This window comes from Bacillus sp. FSL R9-9497, from assembly GCF_038005805.1.
GTDB classification, from domain to species: domain Bacteria; phylum Bacillota; class Bacilli; order Bacillales; family Bacillaceae_G; genus Bacillus_A; species Bacillus_A cereus.
Genome location: NZ_JBBOTY010000001.1, coordinates 4,796,765 through 4,818,042 on the forward strand (window position 1 = coordinate 4,796,765; position 21,278 = coordinate 4,818,042).

Sequence of the window (21,278 nt, forward strand, 5' to 3'; positions counted from 1 at the left end):
AGTAACTTAAAAAGAAAAACAGTTTACTTTTCTTCTTATTGTACAACAGAGTATTCATTCATGCATTGTTATTTGTTCACAAATTCGATATAATTTGATTGAGTAAAGTCAAAATATTTTATTAATATAAAATTTTATGATTAGGGGATATTTCAACAGAAAAGGGGTAATCCATCATGAAACACCTCGTAATACTAGGTGGCGGCTACGGTGGAATGAGAATTCTGCAAAGGCTACTTCCAAGCAACCAACTTCCAGATGATGTACAAGTGACATTAATCGACAAAGTACCATATCATTGCTTCAAAACTGAATATTATGCATTAGTTGCGGGTACTATTTCAGAAACGCATATTCGTATACCGTTTCCTGAACACCCACGCCTCAATATTCAATATGGCACAGTAACAAATATTGACCTCGAAGAAAAAGCTGTTCATCTTGATGGCGGCGAAGCGATCCAATATGATGATTTAATTATCGGACTTGGCTGTGAAGATAAATATCATAACGTTCCTGGAGCTAGAGAATATACACATAGTCTACAATCAATTGAACAAACACGTAAGACATATGAACAATTAAATAGTCTAGAACCAAATGCAACAGTAGCTGTCGTTGGTGCTGGCTTAAGTGGCGTTGAAGTAGCAAGTGAACTTCGTGAAAGCCGTTCTGATTTAAAAATCTATTTATTTGATCGAAAAGATAGAATTTTATTCCCATATCCAGAGAAATTAAGTAGATACGTAGAAGAATGGTTTGTAAAGCATAAAGTTAACATTATACGAAACTCTAACATTACAAAAGTAGAACCAAATATTGTGTACAACCACGATGAACCACTTGAATGTGATGCAATCGTCTGGACAGCTGGTATTCAAGCAAATGAAGTTGTTCGAAACCTTCCAGTTGAACAAGATGGTAGCGGACGGGTTGTCTTAACTAAATATCATAATATTCCAAATAACGATCATGTTTACGTTGTAGGAGATTGCGCAGCACTTCCACATGCACCATCTGCCCAACTGGCTGAAGGTCAAGGAGAACAAATTGTCCAAATATTATTAAAACGTTGGAATAATGAACCACTCCCGGATGAACTACCTGTTATTAAATTAAAAGGTGTTCTAGGATCTCTTGGTAAGAAGCACGGCTTTGGTTTACTAGCAAACCAACCATTAATGGGACGTGTACCGAGATTATTAAAATCTGGTCTTCTTTGGATGTACAAATATCATAAAGGTTAATACTTTACAGGCTGTCTACTATGTAGGCAGCCTCTTTGCATCAGTTTTTAAAAATTATCAGACACATCTTTCTCAATATTTATAATGATTTATTTTTCATTTTCATATTAAAAAATATTGATAAACATTGTATGCTATTTGTAAGTTGTTTTATTATTTCCTTTAAGACCGAATTCATTCGGTCTTATTTTTTATGTGATAAATACTTTTGTAGGAGGCATTACATTCCACTTATGAACTTATCGAAACTAAACAATCGAATAGAAGCGAAAAAGAAAGAGTTAATCTATCTCGTTGAACGATACGGATTCACTCATGATAAAGTGATTTCTTTCAGCCAAGAATTAGATCGTTTACTTAACTTATTAATAAAACTCAAGACGAAGAAAAAACGTTGTTCGTTATAACCATTTTCCCCTCTTTTTTTGATACGATATAACTAGAATCAGAAAGGAGCGATTTATGTTTATATTAAAAGACGTTATATATAAAGATATACTACACATTCCTTATTTACAGATTCAAAAAGAAAAGATTACTTGTATTATCGGTGAAAGCGGAAGCGGAAAAAGCACATTACTTCGCATGTTAAACGATTTACAATCCCCAACATCCGGTACAATTGAATATAACGGAAAGTTAATTTCTGATTATCACCCTATTCAATTACGTCGTGACGTAGTTATGCTTGGGCAAACTCCACCTATTTTTGATGGAACCGTTAAAGACAACCTATTAATGGGACTTCGTCTTTCTGAAAAACCATTTCCAAATGATGATGCCCTGCGGAGTGCATTACAAACCGTTAGCTTAGACAAGCAATTAGAAGATAGCACCTCCTCATTATCCGGCGGTGAAAAACAAAGACTTGCCTTTGCACGTATCGTACTTATGGATCCGCCTGTCTATTTATTAGATGAACCCACTTCAGCATTAGACAGTGATACAGAACGCCGCGTTATGAAACAATTTACTGAACTAGCACGAAAAAAGAAAAAAACAGTTATCTTCATCACACACTCGCAACAACTTCCAAAAGAAATTGCAGACGATATTATTGAAATTAGCAAAACAAAGGGTGCAACTAGAAAGGAAGTGCTCTCAGTTGAAGGGCATTATTGAACTCCAAATTTGGCAACTTGCAGCTGCCTATATTTTCATTCTTATTTTAATTGGACTTGTAAAATTAAAAGGAATACCTCGCGAAAAACAAATCGCGCTCGCAACATTCCGTATGACGATTCAGCTCGTACTTGTTGCATATGTCCTTACATACGTATTTGAAAACAGTAATCCATTTTATACAATCGCTCTCATCACTTCTATTACTACCTTTGCAATTTTTAATATTTATAAACGGGTTAACATCCCAATGTCTAAAGAATTAAAACGAGTAGCCGCCCTTTCCATGGTCGCCGGATCAATTGGGCCACTTCTACTATTTATCTTTGTTATTATCGGTCATGACCCTTGGTATGCTCCGCAATATATCGTCCCTATTACAGGAATGTTAGTTGGGAATGCCATGACTGGTGTTTCTCTTGGTGCAAATACGTTCTTAAACAATATGAAATCGCAAAGAGGTCAAATTGAAGGTGCACTTATGCTCGGCGCAACACCGAAAGAAGCTGCTGCTCCGCTCATTCGAGACGCTTTTGACTCTGCTATTTTACCAACAATTAATTCTATGGTCGGAATGGGAATTATAAGCTTACCAGGCATGATGACTGGTCAAATATTATCCGGTGTATCACCATTCACAGCCATTCAATATCAAATCGCCATCATACTCGGTATTTCTGGAAGTACTGCCTTTGCTGTCATTATCTTTTTACAGCTTGGATATAAAACGTTCTTTAATAAGCGATGTCAGTTGAAAGAGGTTGACTATGATGCGAGGTAAATCGTAACTTTCGCTCAGTAAATGATGCATCGTTCTCGGTGAGTGAAATTATATTAACGATTTTTTCAATATATCTATCATAACTTGCAATATATCAACGATTTTTCAAATATATCTATCATAACTCAGAATATATCAACGATTTTGTACGAAATATCGATTTACCGACAAAAAGTGACATAATAAAAAGAGGAGGCTATTCGCCTCCTCTTCTATTTACTTATGCCTTCTTAACGAACTGTGATTTTAACTTCATAGCTCCGAAACCGTCGATTTTGCAATCGATATCGTGATCGCCATCAACTAGACGGATACTCTTTACTTTCGTACCGATCTTCACAACTGAAGAAGTTCCTTTTACTTTTAAATCTTTAATAACAGTAACAGCGTCGCCATCTTGAAGAACGTTTCCGTTCGCATCTTTTACAACTTTTGCACCATCATTATTTTCAGCTTCTGCTTCTTGGCCCCACTCATGAGCACATTCTGGACATACGAAAAGAACGCCATCCTCATACGTATATTCTGAATTACATTTTGGACAATTTGGTAAAGTAGCCATAAATTTATTTCCTCCGTTCATTATTTATACGTAAAAATCAAAATTGATGTTTACATCTCGATAAATAAAATTTGTATAGCATTTCTTTATAGTGCCACAGTCTCACGTTATTGACAAGCCTACCTCAAATTCTCATTTTTTATTGTATTTTACAAAATTTCAATTCGTATGCCGTTTTCTATTTGCTCTTCCACTAATTTTAAAAATCTTCGTTGTGCATTTTTATTTTTTACGAGCAATCGAACTCTTAGCTTACTTTGTAAATATGAGCGAACTTTGTAGTTCGTAATAAATAACTTTCGATACTTCTTGTCTTCATATATCATTAGAAACCATTCATACTGCTGCAAGTAACGTATGTTAACATCAATCTTTTTCGTGTGTAAACCCGTACTTAAACTAATAGATCCTATTAGAGCTTCTATTCATGCTGAAATCATTTCTCTCCCCCTAATAAACAAAAGAAGAACCTTCGCAAGATTCTTCTTTTCAAAATGAACGAGTTCCCTCTAGAACCCCCAATTATTTTCTTCAATGTAAATTTGATATTCTTCTACTTCTTCTTCACTTAACTTCTTATTATTTTCATATATCTCTTGCCACTCGAAATAATCTTCATCGAAATAAACAGCAAATTTAATTTTCACGTTTTTCTTCTCTGTATAATCATAACCAGTAAACTCTACTACGTCATAATCTTTTTCTTTCTTAACAAACTTCCAAGTTGGATTATCAGTCATAATCTCTAAAGTAACCCCTTCACCGCTTGAACGAACAACGTTTTTAATATTCGGTTCAGTTGGTAAAAAGGACAGCCCGAACGCAGCTAACCCAAACACAATCCCGACTATAACCTGTAAACCAATCATACCAGCAATACTCACGCCACCCTTTGATTGTAAGAAATACGCCTTCTCATGATCAGACGAATCTTCTCCCTTACGAAAAACACGAACAGCATGCTTGTAATATAAACGGTTTCCTTGCCATCCAGTAAATATCATCATTCCTAATTGAAGAACTAAATTAAATGTTACATAAATCCCATCTGGAATATCTATAAAAGGGGGTATAACTATACTAGGTATAGCCAATAACGCAAATATAATAAATAACTTATACATTTTTCGATAAGCTAACCAAAAAGTTGGGAAGAAAAAGGCTACCCAATTCCATGTATTCCCTTGCGCTGGATTTTCTACTTTACCCCACTTAAAGTCATAATAAGCTGTATTCTTTTGAACAACTTTATGTAATTCTTGTGGAGAAATCGTTTCTTGTAAAACAGTGTCCTTCACGTACATCATCCTTTTCTTATTTCTATATACATTTATTGTATATGCACAAAATGAAGGAATCTAACAAAAAGTATACATATTTCATAAAAATGAACGGAAATCGAATATATTCCGACAATTATCCGTTTCTTATTTCATTTTACTTTTAAATATATTAGAATACTTATGAATGATATATTTAATACACTAAGTTAAGCATTTTACATATTTGATAATAAAAATGTTTCACATGAAACTATCTATATTTTGTATTACCTTGCCTCTACACAATGTGTGTAAAGCCTTTTCTACCTACTACACAATACGAAAGACGCCCTTTTCAAAAAGGCGTCTTTTTATAGTTGAAAATTTACTAATAAATAAAACGAATTATTTAATAAATGAATCCCAATTGGAACGAGTAAATTCTTCGTTTTCTTATATGTGTATGCTAAACATATGCCCATACCAAAAATATATAAAATACTCCCTACTGTAAGGGGGTGCCCTAAAGTAAATATGAAAGCACTTATAGCAGCACTACTAAGTGTAGAGAAGCGCTGAGATAATTTCATAAAAAACATACCCCGAAATACAATTTCCTCCCAAATAGGCGCAAAAGTTGTGAGCACAACTACGTATAGAATGATTTCACTTGTAGTAGGTTCTATTACTATATTAGATTCATCCACACCAAGCCCATGTGGTAAAACTACATTTAATACCGCAAGATACATAAGCATTACAATCGTTGTTATTACTATCGTTACATAATGTTTAAGATTATTGAATTGTAATGATTTTATTAAATGTAAGCAGCAATTTCTTGCCGGTGCATACATTACGATAATCATACAAAATGTGAAAGGTGGAATAAGATAATCTACATACCATGGGTATAAGGAAGAATCATATAAAAGGTTCAAAAAACCAATTCCATGCATGACCCCAAAAATAATTAATAGAATGCTAATTACTTGGCGCATACTCATTTGTTCATTCTTTTCTTCATATGTAGCTAATTCTATATTCATCCTATCCCCTCCAGTATAATTAAACTTTTTAAACCATTATATACCAAATTTAACATAAAAAAAGACAATACACCCCACTGTATTGTCCATTTTCTTCCCTACCATTTCTCTCTACACATCTCAATTAAATGCAGTAAGTACCTCTTCGTCATATCTGCCCTTCCCCACCTTGAGAGCATTCGCTTTTCTTTTGGACTCTGTCGTATTCTCGCTACTTCTTTTAATAAAATCTCCCATTCTTCCGCTGAACGTTCTGACAAGTATTGCAATCCTCTATCTTTTGAAACGATTGTTTTATGATCCAGTGTATATAAAATACGTCCCATCGTAACGACAGCTGATTCTACCCACTCTTCTATAAAAAATAAATATGGCTTCTTCGCCTTTTCACTCCAGTACTGTTCTACGTTATATTTCATCGTATTTACTACATCATTCCATTGTATTTGCAGTGGAAGATCTTCTGCTTCTTTTCCGGTAACTGTAATGCCTTGATTTTTCAACGTCCACCATGTGACCGCATTAATGTCCCAATGACCAACATTAGCTTTACCATCTGCACAATACACATACTCGTTCATTTCATCATTGTATTTCCCTAAGTCAGCAAGCGGAATATACATACCGTCCATTCTTTTACCTAGCGTATTATCACTAAGTTTCTTATGTAGTTCCACAAGCTGCTGTTTTTCAGCTTCATTCACGGAATCATTTATCACTGTAACAAAATCAACATCGCTCGTTTCCTTATGAAATGCACCTAGTGCGATGGATCCGTAAATATATACCCCGACTATTTTTTCATCCAAAAAAATTTCTTTTAATTCTACTGTGTACCGCTCCATTAACTGTTGTACTTCCGTTGGTAACGCATGCTTCACTCCATTTTTCATATCTATCCCTCCAATAAAAAAAGCCTTTGCAAATTCGCAAAGACTTCTTGTTTTATAAATATTTCTCGATTTCTTCGTAAACATCCTTCAAACGAGGATTTCCTTCTCCAACAATTTCTCCATTTACAAGAACGACCGGATAAAATAAATCTTCTTCCACTACGCGCTCTGCGAATGCTTTTTTATCCGCATCTTCTTGTTCTTCTTGGAAATCAATATACTCGAAATTAAATTTATTTTCTTGTCCTTCATATTTACGACCAATTGCCGCTTGTAACCACTCAAACGTTTCTGTTGAAGATGGCATTCCAACGCAGCTCGCACAAATTACTTTCGTCCCATACACTTGAACATTAACCATTTCTTCTCCCCCACTTCTTGTCCCAACAGTATATTCAGATGTCTTATTACATAAGCACATCATTTTACAAACTTATTCCATACCCCTATACTGAAAAAACACGATACAAAATTTCGACAATAAAACAAGAAGAGAAAAAATAGATTTTCCCCTCTATCTTGATTATAATAAAACTGATGAAAGGAGTCGATAAAAATGGAAAACCCACATATGCAAGAACAAGTATTAGAAGTATTAGATAAATTACGTCCATTCTTACTTCGCGATGGCGGAGACGTTGAATTAGTAGACATTGAAGAAGGTATCGTAAAACTACGCCTTATGGGTGCATGCGGAAGCTGCCCAAGTTCTACAATCACACTAAAAGCTGGTATCGAGCGCGCGTTACTTGAAGAAGTACCAGGCGTTATCGAAGTAGAACAAGTATTTTAATTAAAAGCGGAAGCGGCTCGTTCAGAGTCACTTGCTAAGAAGAGACCAATTTTGGTCTCTTTTTTTATTCACATAACAATTATTCTTTAACATCATAAAACAAAATTGGAAATCCCTCTCAAAAAATGCGATAATTAATACTATATAGTGAATCGTTCACACATATAAAGTAAAAAACATAGGGGGACGACAGATGCCAAAAATGGGGAACACTTTTTTAACAATTCAAGAACTAGAAAAGAAAAAAGAATATTTATTAGGCCTTTCATCCGTTATACCAACATGGAATACAAGCTATCAATTTTTATTTAAAGAAATTCAGCAAGAATTACTGGGTAAAGTAAATGAAAAACTCGAAGGGCATCAATTCGTTTTAAATATATGTGCAGATCAGCAGGTAGGGGCATAATGTATTACATAAAATTGTGGTATAAAAAAGAGACCTCCATCGGTCTCTTTTTTATATTTTTAAGATAGCCAATCTAATTTTCTAATCCCGAGCTTATCTACTGGTAAACGAAGTGAACCATAAAAATGCTTCATAAATTGCTCTGAGCGGTTCACATCGTGTAAAATGGCTTCTAAGCGATCTCTATATATGCTTTTTTGTTCTTCGTTTCCAGTTTGGTAATATCGTTCGACCGTTTCAAAATAGTGCAGCGGGAACAGGAGCCTTGCAAATAATAAGCGCCAGCCAAATGAGGATAGCGAATAATTCCGTTCATAATCTGTAACAAATTGAACGATTGTTTGCTCCCAGTCTTTCTTTTTTTCTATCGTCATATGGCGGATCCATTCTGCAATATCTCGACTCGGGTGATCATATACCCAATCAAAAGGGAGTTTGAGCCGCTTCGTTTGATGCCATAATAAAGGTGTGAATCGTTCTTGGCAAATTGTTGCTGCATCCGTTAGTTGCGGCGTATCATCCATTTCTGTATCGACAACATATTGAATGGCATTTTCTGCAACTCCTAAGTAATACGGGAAGGATTCAATAAACAATTGATCGAATACATCTGAAGGGTGGTTCATCACTTGTGATTGCCAAAACTTTTCTAATTGATCGAGCCTTTTTTCCCATAACGCTTTCCATTCACCAATTCGGCTTAATTGCTCAATTTCTTCTGGAAAGAATGCACCTCGTTTATGGAATATAGAAAGCTCACTTCCTAATGACATAGCATGTCGTTCTAACGTGCGCATACCTTTTAATAAGCAGTAATTTTGTTCTTCTATCTCACTTACATAGTAGCCGTGTATAGTCGGAACGAAAGTCGCTACAGTTATATCCCCTTGCTGGTTCATATAATCACTGAGCTTTTTCATCTCTACAAGTACTTCTTCCTCCATTTCTCCAATTGGAACAAGTACATAAATTTTGTTGCGAATCCAAAAGCTTTTATAGGGGCCAAGGGGGATTAATTCTTTAACATGCATGTGATAATGCTCATAAATATGCTGAATCATCGCAGTCGCCACCTATGGTTTTTCTTTATATATATGAGCTTGTGCTCGCCTTTCATTCCTATGCACATGATAAAGCAACGAAACGTATACAAATACTAAAAAGAAAAAAAGGTGATAAACATGAAAGAATCAAATCAACTACAAGAAAGAGCATTAAAACTATTACAAGAACGCGGTGTAACAATTGACGATATTGCTGAACTTGTTCATTTTCTTCAAAAAAAATATCATCCAAATTTAGAGATGTCAGAATGCCGTTACAATGTAGAACGTGTACTATCAAAACGTGAAGTACAAAACGCACTGATTACTGGTATCGAGCTTGATGTCCTTGCTGAAAAGGGAATGCTAAGTGAACCGTTACAAGATATTGTAAAACGTGATGAAGGCTTATACGGAATTGATGAAGTTATCGCACTTTCTATCGTGAATGTGTACGGCTCTATCGGTTTCACGAACTTTGGATATATTGATAAATTAAAACCTGGTATTTTAGAATACTTAAATGATAAATCAACTGGAAAGGTGCATACGTTCCTTGATGATATCGTTGGCGGAATCGCTGCCGCTGCTTCAAGCCGTTTAGCGCACCGAGCTGAGCACTCAGAATAATAGTGTTTTCTAGGCCGTCAGGTTCATGCTGACGGTCTTTCATATTCCATCAGCATAAATTCTCTTCCGCGACTCAAAAAAATAGGCCCTTGCTTAAATCCGATATTTTTATATAACGTAATCGCTCTTGTATTAAATGTCGCTACGCTTAATCGAAACATTTTTGCATTAAACTCTTTCGTGGCAAACGCTATTCCAGCTTGGAAGAATTCTTTCCCCATTCCTTTCCCGGTTAACGCCGGCTTCATGCCAAGTCCGATATCAATCACATCTTCTCCACCATATAAATGAGCATCTCTTCCACCTGGTACTTGTGCATTTGCTCCAAAACAAAAATAACCGATGAAGTCTCCTTGATCATTACAACAACCATAATACGTTCCATCTAATAGCTCTTCCATTACTTCTTTCTCGCCTGAAAAACTATATAAATTATATGGTTCCTCGTACGTCCAAGTATTTATCTCATTTGCTTCTTCCTCTGTTAATTTATGTATATCCACTTTCTCTTTCCCCCTATTATATTTCTATTAACAATATTCGATATTCATCTTATAATTCATCTTTCTCAATATATTTTTTAAATTTCTCGCTTCATTTTTATGGAAGATTTTTCTTATTATGTTACGATTAAACAGAATCATTATAAATAAGGTGGTGACAATTTGAATTACTTTTCTTATCTCTCCTCGGAAGAACGGCAAAATTTTTTCTATAAAGAACCTCTTAGTTTTTCAAAAAATATAGGGAAAGAACAACTAGCTTACGCACTAGGTGCCACACTATATACTCCTGGCACGAAAGAAACGATTGCGGAAGATATAATTAGAAGGAAACATGTGGATTCTATCTCAATTATTCTTTGTCTAGAGGACGCTATCAGCGATGAGGAAGTAAAACTTGCAGAGCAAAACATCGTCGTTCAAATACAGCAAATCGCTAACTTAGTCAGTGCCAACATACTAAATCAAGCAGACATCCCACTTCTTTTTATTAGAGTTCGACAGCCAAGTCAAATGAAGAAAATTGTTACTGAATTAGGTAGTGCTGTTCATTGTTTATGTGGTTTTGTCTTTCCAAAATTCACACCGATTAACGGAAAGACTTATATCGATCAGCTTGCATATATAAACGAGTTATACTCATTATCGCTATATGGCATGCCGATTTTAGAATCACCCGAAATTATGTATAAGGAAACACGGGCAGAATCATTATTACAAATAAAGGATTTACTAGATTCTTATCACGATTACATCTTAAATGTACGTATTGGTGCTACTGATTTTTCAAGTATATTTAGTATTCGGCGCAATAAATACACACCTATCTATCATATTACTGTTGTCCGTGATTGTATTTCAGACATTATTAACGTTTTCTCAAGGGCAACAAATGAATATATTATTTCAGGATGTGTATGGGAATATTTTTCTAATGATCATGAAGAAGGGCTTATTCAAGAGGTATCACTTGACCATGCAAATGGCTTAATCGGAAAGACAGTTATTCACCCATCTCATATTAAAGTTGTACAGGCAATGCACATTGTCACAATGGAAGATTATTTAGATGCGAGATTAATTTTACAAAATGCAGATACGTATAATGGAGTGCTAAAAAGCAGTTTTTCTAACAAAATGAATGAAGTAAAACCTCATTATGGCTGGGCTCGCAAAACCATTTTAAAATCTAATATTTACGGGGTGCTACATGAAAACAAACAATTCACCGATCTCCTTATTGCAAATGCAAAGCAACACGTATAACGTTTTAAATAATATACAAGTTCATGTAGAAGTACGTGATAATCCATATAATTTAGCGCTAGACAATCTTTTTCAAATGGCTGCGAGAATAAATAAGAAACGTAGTTTTTTATTTGTGAGTACAATCCTTGGAAAGCATCTTCCTACTAAACCTGCAGTCTCTCTATCAAGTGGAGTTGCTCTCGCTGCAAGATATATGGAAATACTACATAATATTTCTCATCCATTTCAAAAAGAAATTTTAAATCTCATTTCATTAGAAATTGATGAAATCCCAGAGGAAGTATTTCGTTATCAATATCCTCTGCAAGAAGAAGTTTTGTTCATCGGATTCGCTGAAACAGCGACATCACTTGGTCATTCTATGTTTCAATGCTTTCAAAATGCAAAGTATGTACATACAACTAGGGAATCGATACCCCACCTAGAATCTGTCATTACATTTGAGGAAGAACATTCTCATGCAACATCGCACCGTTGTTATGTAGATGAAAGCTTTTTTCAAAACAACAATCCAATTGTTCTCGTAGATGATGAGATGACAACAGGAAAAACAGCATTAAATATTATTAGATCTATTCAAAATAAATTCCCACGAGAAGAATATATAATTGCTTCTTTATTAGACTGGCGTTCTCATACTAATAGAAAACAATTTAAACAATTAGAAGAAGAACTTCAAATTAAGGTTCATGTTATTTCTTTATTAGAAGGCAGTATTCATACAACTGGCCAACCATTAAATATTGCAAAAACAAAGATTCAAATTGAAGAAACAAAACCTGATTTCAAAAAACATACCCTTACCTGCCCAAAATCACCCTATACATCAAATTATATAAAATATACTGGGCGATTTGGCATTTCAGCATATGAACAAAAGCACATTCATTCTTTCGCCCAAGAAGCAGGAAAAACTTTAAAAAGAGAAAGAATTGGAAAACGAACACTCTGTCTCGGAACGGGTGAATTTATGTATATTCCAATGAAAATTGCTGCTGAAATGGGTGAAAATATTTTATATCAATCTACAACAAGAAGCCCTATCCATCCTGTTTCAAATGATGTGAACTACGCCATTCATAATCATTTCTCATATCCAAGTCCTGAAGATTCTACTATTACAAATTACTTTTATAATATTTCACCTCATGATTACGATGAAGTATTTGTTTTCATTGAGCGTGATTTAGGGGAAGAAGCCCTATCTCCTCTTCTACAGCAGTTACAAACAGTTATTCCTTTTATTCATATCGTCTCATTTTCAAATAGCATAGAAAAGGAAGGTTGATAATTATGGTAAAAGTAAATTCTCATATTAGTAGTTACAATCGAAATGATGCTATTTTTCTATTAAAAGATATCAGTGATTTAATGAAAGAAAGTTCCACGGAAACTAGAGAACAAGCAATTCAAGCTGGCACACATTATTCCGAAATGTTACCAATGGAATATAAACCATCTAAAGCATATATGGATTTATTCTTTTCTTCCCTTCAACAATACAAACACAAACTAGCCATCGCTGTTGGAGTTGTCGCCGAACAGATTATACAAGCTAAAGGAACTAACCTTATCCTCGTTTCATTAGCTCGTGCTGGTACACCTATTGGCATTCTTATCAAACGCTACATACGCTATCAATACAACCTTGATGTACCTCACTATTGTATTTCTATTGTTCGCGGACGCGGTATTGATGAAAATGCACTCCATTATATTTTGGAACATCACCCTAAAGAAACAATTCAATTCATTGATGGGTGGACTGGGAAAGGTGCAATAAAAAAAGAATTAGAATATGCAGTACACACATTTAACGAACGAAATAATACACACATTTCTCATTGTATGGCTGTGCTTGCTGATCCCGGTTACTGTACTTCAATTTACGGTACACGTGAAGATTTTCTTATTCCTAGCGCTTGCTTAAATGCAACAGTCTCTGGACTCATTAGCCGCACTGTACTAAATGACACCTATATCGGTCCAAATGATTTTCATGGTGTTAAATATTATAAAGAGCTAGAACAAGAAGACTTATCAAATTTATTCGTTGATGAGGTAACAGATTTATTCCCTTCTGTTCATTCTCATATAGATAATCAATTACGTTATATTACTTCAACTTACACTAATCCCTCTTGGCAAGGATTAAAAGATATACAGTCTATCCAAAATCACTTTGAAATTGACGATATTAACTTAATTAAACCAGGAGTCGGTGAAACAACTCGCGTATTACTCCGGAGAATACCGTGGAAAATTTTAATACGCAAGCAAAACAATCCCGATTTAAAGCATATTTTACTTCTCGCTAAAGAAAAGAATGTCCCTATTGAAATCTATGAAAATATGGCTTATTCATGTTGCGGGCTCATTAAGCCTCTTAAGAGGGAAACGATATGATTTTCGCCAGTGATCTTGATCAGACGCTTATTTATTCCCGGAAATCGTTTCGTGCCCCTATAGAAGATGAATCAATTCAACTCATTGAAACTTTAGATGGGAAAGAAATTTCTTTCATATCACATAAAACCATTTCACTACTAAAAAAATTACAACTGCACTCACATTTCATCCCAGTTACAACAAGAACTATTGAGCAGTTTCAGCGGATTGCTTTATTCCAAGACGAAATCATTCCCGAATACGCCATTACAAGTAATGGTGGTAATATCCTTCATAACGGGAAACAAGATGGTACTTGGAACAGGACAGTAAAAGAAAGACTATCGGCTGAATGTATAGAGAGAAACGACATACTAAAGGAATTTGGACAAATAGCTCATAAAGATTGGGTTATATCACAAAAAACAGCCGATGATCTATTCCATTATTGCATTATTAAACGGGAGAACATTCCTTATGATGAATTATCATCTTTTACTTCCTGGTTAGACAAACAAGGCTGGAATCATTCACTTCAAGGCAGAAAGCTATACTTTGTACCAAAACCAATTAACAAATGGGACGCCGTGCAATATATAAAAGAAATTTTGCAAATAGATACGATTATTACAGCTGGGGATTCTTTACTTGATTTATGCATGCTTGAAAAGGCGAACCATGCCTTCGCACCACTTCATGGTGAGTTAGGGGCAATGCATGATAACTTACAACCTCATATTTTAAAAACAGACGCAATTGGCATATATGCCGCAGAAGAAATCGTAAATAAATCACTTCAAATTATTCACAGTTCATTACCTACCCCATGATCATAATATGCACAATTGCATACGCACCACAATTAAACAAGTGGTACAATTTATTTGAATCGCTGTTGCTACACTTCTTGATTAAAGAAAAGGCGTTAACACGGAAATTAGCGTCTTATCAACCTCAAGCAATTGGCACATTTTGTCATCTTAAAAGACACTCCAAGAGTGTCTTTTTTTCTATATCTCACAAGGACTTACTCATTTCAAAGTATGCATACATAAAATAATGTAAATATTACACGCATGCATCACTTTCTAAAAGTTATAAAGTAGATTCAAAATAAAAAAGCACTCTTAACTAGAGTGCTTTTTACTTTCAAACAAGGAGGCTACATATATGGATAGTACTCTCGTATTTAACTTCGGCATTGGTATTGTCATTATTTTATTTGTCTTTTTTGTACTTTGTATGAGCGGGGTATAAAAAGGCGATTTTCGGGCGTCTTTTTATACATACATATGTATTACTTGACTTCTATAAAGGTAGTAACCATAATAGTTACATATATACAAATAACTATTCACATATCCACAAATAGGAGGAAGAAAAATGAAACATGTAATCGTTTATGCACACCCGAATACAGAAAGCTTCAACCATGCGATTTTAGAAACGGTAAAAAGTGAATTAGAAGGAAAAGGTCACGAAGTACGCGTTCGCGATCTATACGAATTAAACTTTAATCCAGTATTAGGCGCTTCCGATTTCATCTCATTTTCTCAAGGAAATACACCAGAAGATATTAAAAAAGAACAAGAACATATCTCTTGGGCTGACAGCATTACATTCATTTATCCAGTTTGGTGGGCGGGGCTTCCTGCTATTTTAAAAGGATACGTTGACCGTGTGTTTAGCCATGGATTTGCTTATGCTTACGGTGAAAACGGCATTGAAAAGTTATTAAGCGGTAAAAAAGGATTGTTATTATCTACAATGGGCAATACGAAAGAAGCATACACAGCAGGCGGCATGTTTGATGCAATGAAGAAAACAGCGGATGTTGGTATTTTTGAATTTACAGGCATTGAAACAATTGAGCATACATTCTATACAAGTGTTCCTTCTGTGGATAACAGTGTGCGTAAACAATATCTTGAAGAGGTTAAAGACGTTGTGAATCGTGCGTTCTAATAAAAAACTCCGGTTGTTAAAACCGGAGTTTTTTTATTTCATCATTAATTTCGGAATATATCTTTGAAGAATGCTTTCTAATTCATTCATATCTTCCTGTCTAATAAGTAAGTTCACATTGTCATTCATTTTTTCTCGCCCGCGATATAAAAATATATTTTCTTTTGGATTTTCCCATGTTGATGTTTTATAGCCTTTCAATTCTTCATATGAATAAAAGTTTAATCCATCTATTACACCTTTTTCATATATTTGTACACTTTTAATAAGGTGTATAGCTATTAAAGTCATAAAACAACTTGCTACAGCATAAATACCTAGCTGAATAAAAAACTGTTCAACTGTATCAATATCGCCACTTACGTACTGAGCATATATATACATACATTGTCCAATGAAATATGCTGGTCCAAGTAATGCAATCCAACGTCTTCTCACCCGAGGATACATTGCAATAAGTTTTCCTGCGCTTTTTTTCATTTCATTTATTTTATATATTTTCCATAGAACAAAGAACAAAACACATAATGTAAAAACAAGCATAATACATGACATCCAGTACATTCTTATCCCTCCCTTATATCAATACATTTAAATTCTACATTTTATATACCTATAGTACATATGCAATTATGCATAAAAAAACAGGTAACCTCTTCGGTTACCTGCATTTCATTACATCTTCTCAATCCACTCCGTCAAGTTATGCACAACTTGCGTTGGTTGTACTTCGTATTCTGTTAACTTCTCCACAGTTGTGACTCCAGTGTGGACAAGAAGGGTATGCATGCCAGCATTTATTCCTGCTAAAATGTCTGTATCGTAGTTATCCCCAACCATTAATGCTTCATTTTTTTCTATGCCAAGTACTTTTAAAGCTTGTTCCATAATGATTGATTCTGGTTTTCCGATAAAGATTGGATCCACACCTGTTGATACTGCTACAACTGATGTTAATGAGCCGTTACCTGGTAATAATCCGCGCTCAGTCGGAATGGCAATGTCTCCATTTGTGGAAATAAACGTTGCGCCGTTACGCACAGCAAGACATGCTTTTGCTAACTTTTCATATGTGATGTCACGATCTAAACCAACAACAACGAAATCAGGATTTTCATCCACAAGTTCAAATCCTTTTTCCACAAGTGCATCGTGTAAGCCTTCTTCACCAATCATATATACAGTTGCGTCTTGTTTACGTTCATAAATGAAGTTCGCAGTCGCCATACTCGTTGTGAATACTTGCTCTGCTTTCGCTGGAATATCGAAACGAACAAGTTTTTCTGCCACTTGTTCTGGTTTACGCGTTGAGTTATTCGTAACGAATAAATAAGGAATGCCGCGCTCTCCTAATGCTTTTACGAAGTCGCTTGCCTCTTCAATTTGTTCTTCTCCGCGATACATCGTACCGTCTAAGTCAATTAAGTAACCTTTATACATCGATTATGTCTCTCCTTCTATGCTAACGTTCTCACCTTATCATACCACTCTTATATTACCCGCTTTTTCAAAAGAAAAAAACGCTTTACCTAAAAGCGCCCCATAACATTCATTTTTTCTCTTTTACTTGGTAAGAACAACTACAATCGCCCTCACACATATTTGCTAACGTCTTTACATCTGCTCCTGCAAATAAACGCTTATACATCTCTTTTTCATCTTCGCATACTTGCGGGAATCTCTCTGCAATTTCCTTTAACGGACAGTTTTGTTTTTCAATTACGAAAGAATTCTCTCCATCTCTCTTTATTTGAACCATATAACCGTTTTTCTCTTGCATAGCTGCTATCTCTTGCACTTTATATGCTAAATTCTTTTGATTACTTACTCTCTTTTGTAACTGTTCTTCCATTCGCTTCGTTCTCTCTTTTAAAACGTAACGAAGTATTTTTTCATCACCCATTCGAGCTAAATCTTCTAGCATATCAATCGCAAATTGCTTATACTCTTTCGGGAATGTATCTTCTCCCTTTTCACTTAATCCATACAAATAAGTTGGTCTTCCGACATGTTGCCTTACCATCTTAGAATAAATAAGTCCGTCTTTCTCAAGATTACTTAAATGTCTTCTGATTGCCATTTCTGTAATCTCTAAAACGTCAGCTAATTCAGCTACTGTGTGCTCTCCCTTTACTTTCAACAATTGTACAATCTCGTCTTTCGTAGTACGTGCTTCCCCCATACTTCACCCTTCTCCCTTTTCTTTCTCACATACAATATAAGATCCCCAAAAGGCATTCTCTGGGGATCTTATAAGCATAATTATTCTGGTACAAATGCAGATACAGGTCCTAATTCCTTTTCTAAATAACTGCGAACATTTGCTGGGTATTTCTCTACCACTGCAATATGTTTTTGAATCGTCTTATATAATTCATCATGATTCATTTGAATATAGTCTTGCGTAAGCATTTTTCGAAGAAGGATAATTTCTTTCATCCCTTGTCCATCTTCTTCACTTATCACTCGCTCGTCCATTAAAATATCAATAATATCTTCATAGCTTCCTGGATCGCGCATAATAAATCCATCAATCATCGCATTCCCGGCATCTAATACAGTATCAATAATAAGATGGGCTATGCGCTCTAATGCGTAAAATTCAAACTCGGTTTCATATATCTTTTTCTCTTGAAATGTACTTGTTGCTCGTTCTAAACATACTAGCATTTGTTCTATTTTCTTTCTGTCTACAAAATACATGAATGTCACCTACCTGGAAATTAAAGCATTTACATTTTAATTGTAACGCTTTCTTCTGAAAAAATCGACAATTTTTCGAATTCACCTTTTCTCCGTTATTTGTTATAGTTATATTTGTATGATTTTTGAAATTGGAGGAATGGAATCTTGGAACGTGAACTCGCACTAGAAATTGTCCGTGTAACAGAAGCAGCAGCCCTAGCATCCGCACAGTGGATGGGCCGCGGAAAGAAAAATGAAGCAGATGATGCAGCAACTACAGCAATGCGTGATATGTTCGATTCAGTAAACATGGCAGGTACAGTTGTAATTGGTGAAGGAGAACTTGATGAAGCACCGATGTTGTATATTGGTGAAGAACTAGGAACAGGTAACGGTCCAGAAGTAGACATCGCCGTTGATCCATTAGAAGGTACAAACATCGTTGCAAAAGGTCTTGCAAATGCAATGGCAGTTATTGCAATCGCAGACAAAGGGAACCTTCTTCATGCTCCTGATATGTACATGGAAAAAATCGCGGTTGGTCCAAAAGCAGCTGGTAAAATTAGCTTAGATGATCCAATTGAAAAAACAATTGAAATTGTAGCAGAAGCTAACAATAAAAAGATTCGCGATCTAACAGTTATCGTTCAAGAACGTGAACGTCATCAAGATATTATTGACCGTGTTCGTGCAAAAGGTGCACGCGTAAAATTATTTGGTGACGGTGATGTTGGTGCGTCAATCGCAACAGCACTACCTGGAACGGGTATCGACTTATTCGTAGGTATTGGCGGAGCTCCAGAAGGTGTTATTTCTGCAGCAGCATTAAAGTGCCTTGAAGGTGAAATGCAAGCTCGTTTAGTTCCAATGAACGAAGAAGAAGAAGCTCGTTGTCGTGAAATGGGATTAGAAGATCCTCGTCAACTTCTTATGTTAGATGACTTAGTATCTGGGGATGATGCAATCTTCTCAGCAACTGGTGTATCTGCTGGTGAGTTATTAGACGGTGTTAAATTCCTTGGTGGAGATTTAGCTGAAACATACTCTATCGTAATGCGTTACAAAACAAGAACAGTACGATTCATTAAAACGCATCACCATTTAGATCATAAACCACACTTAAACTTAGATATTTAATAAAGGAGCCATGTGTATGGAAGAACGTTTCTTTCTGTACGACGATACTGTCGCTACAAAAACTCGTTTCGTTAGCTTTATGGGAGAAAATGAGCGTCACGATTTAGCGCTTTTATACTCTGATCGTCATTACGGTAAAACAATTGTCCTTGATATGCAGCGCAATAAATTTGCAATCATCGGCGCTGACGATTTAAACGAACCAGGCTACTTAGAGCACGCATTTTCTATGACTGAAGAAATTGCAGAAGAACTACGCTCATTTTTATTTGAACTTATATAATTTATCTTAGGCACCAGCTGTTTTAGCTGGTGTTTTTTCATTGTAATTATTTTTAATTTTCAAACTAATATGTTATAATTAAGAATAAATCTATTTGGATAGAAAGGACGTTATCTACGTATGCCAACATTTACTTTGTAATGGACCAGCAATTGGATAGCATTACTCTCAAAAAAGCACCATGCTTTTTCAAGGGAGTAGTCTGCCCATTCCCATTACAAAGGAACGTAACGCATCTGTAGTATGATGTTTACGGAGGTTCCTAAGGGAACCTCCTTTTATTTTTGTCTTTTTCTCATGTCTTCATACTACAAGACATCCAAATAGCTGTATTACGTTTCTTTGCCACTACTATAAGAGGTGAAGAAAAATGCAGAAAGTACAACTTTCTTGGAGTTTATATGAAAATGAGCAAAACACAATCGAAAAGTATTGTAAAAATTGCAGACGCACTACCTTATTTACTGACACGAATATTCGTAGGCATAACGCCAACGGAAAAAACATATACCGCTTTGCCATTTATAAATGTCCGAAAGATCATACGTGGAATCAAAAACTTCGTATTTATAAATCATTTACTGATCATGTGGAAACAGTCGATATGCCTCAGCAAGATCAAACGGAAACAACTACTACCATTTCCATTACACAGCATAAAGAAAGTGGCGTAGCTGAAATTACAATTGTATTAGATATCGTTTTCGGTTCCCACCGAATGGATAAAGCCTTATCCACATATATTTCCGACTGGAGCCGTACACGCATTGTGGATAAAATTAAAAACGGAGATATTCAATTGAACGGACAACAAATGAAACCAAATACAATACTATCTGAAGGAGATTATATCTCGATTTGTTTATAATGCAAAAAATCCTCTTACAATCGTAAGAGGATTTTTTTATTTCTTCATTTTTCGTAATACGAAATGTGCGCAACCGAAGTTACAGTACTCGTATAAATACTCCGTTAACGTACTAATTTTCGTATCATATGTCGCACGTTGGTTACTATCATCAAAGAATCCGCGCAATCTAAGTTGCTCATATCCCCAGTCTCCAACGATATAATCATATTTATTTAAAATTTCTGCATAGCGCTCTTTAAATGCTTCTTCACTAAAACCGTCACGAAAGTTTTTAATTACTTCGTACTGCACATTATTAATGCTCACCGTAGCATGAATCTCTTGCTTTTGCTCCATCATTAACTTCCTCTCTAAGCATTCTTCTTTTTATCGTATCACAAAGCATA

Annotated in this window: 27 protein-coding genes and 1 pseudogene; 15 read left to right on the top strand and 13 right to left on the bottom strand. The window is 35.2% G+C overall.

Translation table 11 applies throughout. The annotated features are described in order from the left end of the window. The first annotated feature begins 176 nt into the window (after nt 1-176). The 4 genes from MKY21_RS24840 to MKY21_RS24855 all read left to right on the top strand — a co-directional run bounded on the left by MKY21_RS24840 (nt 177) and on the right by MKY21_RS24855 (nt 3,150). On the top strand, nt 177-1,247 hold the full coding sequence (locus tag MKY21_RS24840; RefSeq protein WP_000682077.1) for an NAD(P)/FAD-dependent oxidoreductase: 1,071 nt from the start codon (nt 177-179) through the stop codon (nt 1,245-1,247). Nucleotides 1,248-1,480: 233 nt separating this feature from the next. Then, on the top strand, nt 1,481-1,654 hold the full coding sequence (locus MKY21_RS24845; RefSeq protein WP_001054089.1) for an aspartyl-phosphate phosphatase Spo0E family protein: 174 nt from the start codon (nt 1,481-1,483) through the stop codon (nt 1,652-1,654). Between the two features lie 55 nt (nt 1,655-1,709). Further along, entirely contained in the window at nt 1,710-2,369 is a 660-nt protein-coding gene (locus MKY21_RS24850) for an ABC transporter ATP-binding protein (RefSeq protein ID WP_000470262.1), read from the top strand. Further along, a complete protein-coding gene (locus MKY21_RS24855; RefSeq protein ID WP_000676009.1) occupies nt 2,353-3,150 on the top strand; it encodes an ABC transporter permease in 798 nt (265 codons plus the stop codon). Before MKY21_RS24850 ends, MKY21_RS24855 begins: the two co-directional genes overlap by 17 nt. 220 nt (nt 3,151-3,370) lie before the next feature. Here MKY21_RS24855 and phnA read toward each other — a convergent pair whose 3' ends face one another. From phnA to MKY21_RS24885, 6 genes and pseudogenes are all read right to left on the bottom strand, one after another. Next, the gene (phnA, locus tag MKY21_RS24860; RefSeq protein WP_000212737.1) at nt 3,371-3,712 is read right to left on the bottom strand and encodes an alkylphosphonate utilization operon protein PhnA; all 342 of its coding nucleotides are present in this window, start codon (nt 3,710-3,712) and stop codon (nt 3,371-3,373) included. A 159-nt stretch (nt 3,713-3,871) separates the two neighbouring features. Further along, nucleotides 3,872-4,137, bottom strand: a pseudogene (locus MKY21_RS24865) (hypothetical protein). 84 nt (nt 4,138-4,221) lie between these two features. Beyond that, a complete protein-coding gene (locus MKY21_RS24870) occupies nt 4,222-5,019 on the bottom strand; it encodes a DUF2628 domain-containing protein (protein ID WP_154213890.1) in 798 nt (265 codons plus the stop codon). 326 nt (nt 5,020-5,345) lie between these two features. Next, nucleotides 5,346-6,023, bottom strand: coding sequence for a CPBP family intramembrane glutamic endopeptidase (locus MKY21_RS24875; RefSeq protein WP_325764307.1), 678 nt, complete (start codon nt 6,021-6,023; stop codon nt 5,346-5,348). A gap of 98 nt (nt 6,024-6,121) precedes the next feature. Continuing rightward, nucleotides 6,122-6,916, bottom strand: a complete 795-nt coding sequence (locus tag MKY21_RS24880) for a nucleotidyltransferase domain-containing protein (RefSeq protein ID WP_341077581.1) — start codon at nt 6,914-6,916, stop codon at nt 6,122-6,124. Between the two features lie 52 nt (nt 6,917-6,968). After that, entirely contained in the window at nt 6,969-7,277 is a 309-nt protein-coding gene (locus MKY21_RS24885) for a YuzD family protein (RefSeq protein WP_000248588.1), read from the bottom strand. 195 nt (nt 7,278-7,472) lie between these two features. Between MKY21_RS24885 and MKY21_RS24890 the strand changes: the two genes are divergently transcribed. Together MKY21_RS24890 and MKY21_RS24895 are read left to right on the top strand one after the other, a co-directional pair. Continuing rightward, a complete protein-coding gene (locus MKY21_RS24890; protein ID WP_000431159.1) occupies nt 7,473-7,709 on the top strand; it encodes a NifU family protein in 237 nt (78 codons plus the stop codon). 193 nt (nt 7,710-7,902) lie between these two features. Beyond that, nucleotides 7,903-8,118: a hypothetical protein gene (locus tag MKY21_RS24895; RefSeq protein WP_016118827.1), complete on the top strand. Its 216-nt coding sequence runs from the start codon at nt 7,903-7,905 to the stop codon at nt 8,116-8,118. A gap of 59 nt (nt 8,119-8,177) precedes the next feature. Here MKY21_RS24895 and yutH read toward each other — a convergent pair whose 3' ends face one another. Continuing rightward, nucleotides 8,178-9,179, bottom strand: coding sequence for a spore coat putative kinase YutH (yutH, locus tag MKY21_RS24900; RefSeq protein WP_000614218.1), 1,002 nt, complete (start codon nt 9,177-9,179; stop codon nt 8,178-8,180). 120 nt (nt 9,180-9,299) lie between these two features. Between yutH and MKY21_RS24905 the strand changes: the two genes are divergently transcribed. Beyond that, nucleotides 9,300-9,791: a phosphatidylglycerophosphatase A family protein gene (locus MKY21_RS24905; RefSeq protein WP_000665094.1), complete on the top strand. Its 492-nt coding sequence runs from the start codon at nt 9,300-9,302 to the stop codon at nt 9,789-9,791. A 23-nt stretch (nt 9,792-9,814) separates the two neighbouring features. On the opposite strand, the gene MKY21_RS24910 is transcribed toward MKY21_RS24905, so the two are convergent. Continuing rightward, entirely contained in the window at nt 9,815-10,294 is a 480-nt protein-coding gene (locus MKY21_RS24910) for a GNAT family N-acetyltransferase (RefSeq protein ID WP_267378712.1), read from the bottom strand. Between the two features lie 162 nt (nt 10,295-10,456). Between MKY21_RS24910 and MKY21_RS24915 the strand changes: the two genes are divergently transcribed. The 5 genes from MKY21_RS24915 (at nt 10,457) to MKY21_RS24935 (ending at nt 15,916) form a co-directional block, all read left to right on the top strand. Continuing rightward, nucleotides 10,457-11,560 carry an HpcH/HpaI aldolase/citrate lyase family protein gene (locus MKY21_RS24915; RefSeq protein WP_341077586.1) on the top strand — a complete coding sequence of 368 codons (1,104 nt, stop codon included), beginning with the start codon at nt 10,457-10,459 and terminating at the stop codon, nt 11,558-11,560. Then, nucleotides 11,505-12,851 (top strand): phosphoribosyltransferase family protein, encoded by a 1,347-nt coding sequence (locus MKY21_RS24920; protein ID WP_086392847.1) that lies wholly within the window; start codon nt 11,505-11,507, stop codon nt 12,849-12,851. Before MKY21_RS24915 ends, MKY21_RS24920 begins: the two co-directional genes overlap by 56 nt. Nucleotides 12,852-12,856: 5 nt before the next feature. Continuing rightward, on the top strand, nt 12,857-13,969 hold the full coding sequence (locus MKY21_RS24925; RefSeq protein WP_000241509.1) for a cysteine protease StiP family protein: 1,113 nt from the start codon (nt 12,857-12,859) through the stop codon (nt 13,967-13,969). After that, nucleotides 13,966-14,781 carry an HAD family hydrolase gene (locus MKY21_RS24930; protein ID WP_000575376.1) on the top strand — a complete coding sequence of 272 codons (816 nt, stop codon included), beginning with the start codon at nt 13,966-13,968 and terminating at the stop codon, nt 14,779-14,781. Before MKY21_RS24925 ends, MKY21_RS24930 begins: the two co-directional genes overlap by 4 nt. Before the next feature lie 553 nt (nt 14,782-15,334). Then, complete coding sequence (locus MKY21_RS24935; RefSeq protein ID WP_000683447.1) at nt 15,335-15,916, top strand: NAD(P)H-dependent oxidoreductase; 582 nt, start codon at nt 15,335-15,337, stop codon at nt 15,914-15,916. Nucleotides 15,917-15,949: 33 nt separating this feature from the next. Here MKY21_RS24935 and MKY21_RS24940 read toward each other — a convergent pair whose 3' ends face one another. The 4 genes from MKY21_RS24940 to MKY21_RS24955 form a co-directional block, all read right to left on the bottom strand. Next, nucleotides 15,950-16,480 (bottom strand): hypothetical protein, encoded by a 531-nt coding sequence (locus tag MKY21_RS24940; protein ID WP_061663188.1) that lies wholly within the window; start codon nt 16,478-16,480, stop codon nt 15,950-15,952. 111 nt (nt 16,481-16,591) lie between these two features. After that, nucleotides 16,592-17,356, bottom strand: coding sequence for a TIGR01457 family HAD-type hydrolase (locus MKY21_RS24945; protein WP_000276467.1), 765 nt, complete (start codon nt 17,354-17,356; stop codon nt 16,592-16,594). Between the two features lie 109 nt (nt 17,357-17,465). Further along, a complete protein-coding gene (locus MKY21_RS24950) occupies nt 17,466-18,098 on the bottom strand; it encodes a helix-turn-helix transcriptional regulator (RefSeq protein WP_000503346.1) in 633 nt (210 codons plus the stop codon). Nucleotides 18,099-18,178: 80 nt separating this feature from the next. Further along, nucleotides 18,179-18,619 carry a DUF86 domain-containing protein gene (locus tag MKY21_RS24955; RefSeq protein WP_000274008.1) on the bottom strand — a complete coding sequence of 147 codons (441 nt, stop codon included), beginning with the start codon at nt 18,617-18,619 and terminating at the stop codon, nt 18,179-18,181. A gap of 147 nt (nt 18,620-18,766) precedes the next feature. Between MKY21_RS24955 and glpX the strand changes: the two genes are divergently transcribed. The 3 genes from glpX to MKY21_RS24970 all read left to right on the top strand — a co-directional run bounded on the left by glpX (nt 18,767) and on the right by MKY21_RS24970 (nt 20,889). Further along, nucleotides 18,767-19,738 carry a class II fructose-bisphosphatase gene (glpX, locus tag MKY21_RS24960; protein ID WP_000439090.1) on the top strand — a complete coding sequence of 324 codons (972 nt, stop codon included), beginning with the start codon at nt 18,767-18,769 and terminating at the stop codon, nt 19,736-19,738. Nucleotides 19,739-19,754: 16 nt separating this feature from the next. Continuing rightward, nucleotides 19,755-20,021 (top strand): DUF3055 domain-containing protein, encoded by a 267-nt coding sequence (locus MKY21_RS24965; RefSeq protein ID WP_000392606.1) that lies wholly within the window; start codon nt 19,755-19,757, stop codon nt 20,019-20,021. 370 nt (nt 20,022-20,391) lie between these two features. After that, a complete protein-coding gene (locus MKY21_RS24970) occupies nt 20,392-20,889 on the top strand; it encodes a hypothetical protein (RefSeq protein WP_001174572.1) in 498 nt (165 codons plus the stop codon). 36 nt (nt 20,890-20,925) lie between these two features. Here MKY21_RS24970 and MKY21_RS24975 read toward each other — a convergent pair whose 3' ends face one another. Then, nucleotides 20,926-21,228, bottom strand: a complete 303-nt coding sequence (locus MKY21_RS24975) for a YutD family protein (RefSeq protein ID WP_000435942.1) — start codon at nt 21,226-21,228, stop codon at nt 20,926-20,928. Nucleotides 21,229-21,278: the final 50 nt, after the last annotated feature.